The organism is Halomonas sp. KX33721, assembly GCF_001596805.1.
In the GTDB taxonomy this organism is placed as follows: Bacteria; Pseudomonadota; Gammaproteobacteria; order Pseudomonadales; family Halomonadaceae; genus Vreelandella; species Vreelandella aquamarina.
The window spans coordinates 1-2,402 of record NZ_LVIA01000097.1 but is presented as its reverse complement, the minus strand read 5'-3'; the positions used below and the strand labels follow the sequence as shown (position 1 = coordinate 2,402).

Genomic DNA, 2,402 nt, shown 5'->3' with positions numbered 1-2,402 from the left:
ACCTGGTATCTTCGACCGGTTCGGGCTGAAGGAGCAAGTCCTCTCACCCTACGCCGGCGTGCCTTCTCCCGAAGTTACGGCACCATTTTGCCTAGTTCCTTCACCCGAGTTCTCTCAAGCGCCTTGGGATTCTCACCCTGACCACCTGTGTCGGTTTGGGGTACGGTCGCACATGATCTGAAGCTTAGAGGCTTTTCCTGGAAGCGTGGCATCAATGACTTCCGGACCGTGGTCCGTTCGTTTCGTGTCTCGGCCTTAAGGCGTCCCGGATTTACCTAAGACGCCAGCCTACTCACTTTCACCAGGACAACCAACGCCTGGCTCACCTAGCCTTCTCCGTCCCCCCATCGCAATCATGTCCGGTACGGGAATATTGACCCGTTTCCCATCGACTACGCCTTTCGGCCTCGCCTTAGGGGCCGACTCACTCTGCTCCGATTAGCGTCGAACAGAAACCCTTGGTCTTCCGGCGAGGGAGTTTTTCACTCCCTTTATCGTTACTCATGTCAGCATTCGCACTCGTGATACCTCCAGCATGCTTCTCAACACACCTTCATCGGCTTACACGACGCTCCTCTACCGCTCACACAGAGTGTGAACCCGTAGCTTCGGTACCTGGTTTAGCCCCGTTACATCTTCCGCGCAGGCCGACTCGACTAGTGAGCTATTACGCTTTCTTTAAAGGATGGCTGCTTCTAAGCCAACCTCCTAGCTGTCTGAGCCTTCCCACATCGTTTCCCACTTAACCAGGATTTGGGGACCTTAGCTGACGGTCTGGGTTGTTTCCCTTTTCACGACGGACGTTAGCACCCGCCGTGTGTCTCCCACGCTGGCACTCACCGGTATTCGGAGTTTGCCTCGGGTTGGTAAGTCGGGATGACCCCCTAGCCGAAACAGTGCTCTACCCCCGGCGGTGATACGTGAGGCGCTACCTAAATAGCTTTCGAGGAGAACCAGCTATCTCCGAGCTTGATTAGCCTTTCACTCCGATCCACAAGTCATCCAAATCTTTTTCAACAGATCCTGGTTCGGGCCTCCAGTTGATGTTACTCAACCTTCACCCTGCTCATGGATAGATCGCTCGGTTTCGGGTCTATATCCAGCGACTGTGTCGCCCAGTTAAGATTCGGTTTCCCTACGGCTCCCCTATACGGTTAACCTCGCCACTGAATATAAGTCGCTGACCCATTATACAAAAGGTACGCAGTCACAAAACAAGTCTGCTCCTACTGCTTGTACGCACACGGTTTCAGGATCTATTTCACTCCCCTCTCCGGGGTTCTTTTCGCCTTTCCCTCACGGTACTGGTTCACTATCGGTCAGTCAGGAGTATTTAGCCTTGGAGGATGGTCCCCCCGTCTTCAGTCAAGGTTTCTCGTGCCCCGACCTACTCGATTTCACGTGATCAGATTTTCGACTACGGGGCTATCACCCGCTATGGCCAGACTTCCCAGTCTGTTCGCCTAATCCGTCACACGCTTAAGGGCTGGTCCCCGTTCGCTCGCCGCTACTAGGGGAATCTCGGTTGATTTCTTTTCCTCAGGGTACTTAGATGTTTCAGTTCCCCTGGTTCGCCTCTTGCGCCTATATATTCAGCGTAAGATACTCATCTGTTGATGAGTGGGTTTCCCCATTCAGAGATGTCCGGGTCACAGGTCGTTTGCCACCTCACCGAACCTTATCGCAGGCTACCACGTCTTTCATCGCCTCTGACTGCCTAGGCATCCACCGTGTGCGCTTCATTGCTTGACCCTATAACCCGAAGGGGTCTGGTATCTCGCAATGATAACGATTGCCGGATACGCTTGAGACGTATCACAAAACAATTACGTATAAACGTTTTTAAAAACGTTTATGTCAGCATGATATACATTGTTAAAGAGCGACTGCTATAAGCAGTGATAAACGGATCATGTTTTCAGCATTAAAAGAAAAAGAAAGATCTTTTCTTCTTTTTTTAACGTGAAAGAGCGTTTATCACTGCTCATCAACAGCATTCTGATCAGGTAATTCATTGTGAGCGCTTACCGCGAGGAGTGATGCATCGTTTAAGGAGGTGATCCAGCCGCAGGTTCCCCTACGGCTACCTTGTTACGACTTCACCCCAGTCATGAACCACACCGTGGTGATCGCCCTCTTGCGTTAGGCTAACCACTTCTGGTGCAGTCCACTCCCATGGTGTGACGGGCGGTGTGTACAAGGCCCGGGAACGTATTCACCGTGGCATTCTGATCCACGATTACTAGCGATTCCGACTTCACGGAGTCGAGTTGCAGACTCCGATCCGGACTGAGATCGGCTTTTCGGGATTGGCTCACTCTCGCGAGTTGGCAACCCTTTGTACCGACCATTGTAGCAGCGTGTGTAGCCCTACTCGTAAGGGCCATGATGACTTGACGTCG

2 rRNA genes are annotated in these 2,402 nt (G+C 52.2%); both read right to left on the bottom strand.

Annotated features, from left to right (window positions below):
- A 23S ribosomal RNA gene (locus tag A3220_RS16530) occupies positions 1-1,752 on the bottom strand; the annotation flags it as partial.
- A gap of 297 nt (positions 1,753-2,049) precedes the next feature.
- Positions 2,050-2,402: ribosomal RNA gene (locus A3220_RS16525) — 16S ribosomal RNA — on the bottom strand; the annotation flags it as partial.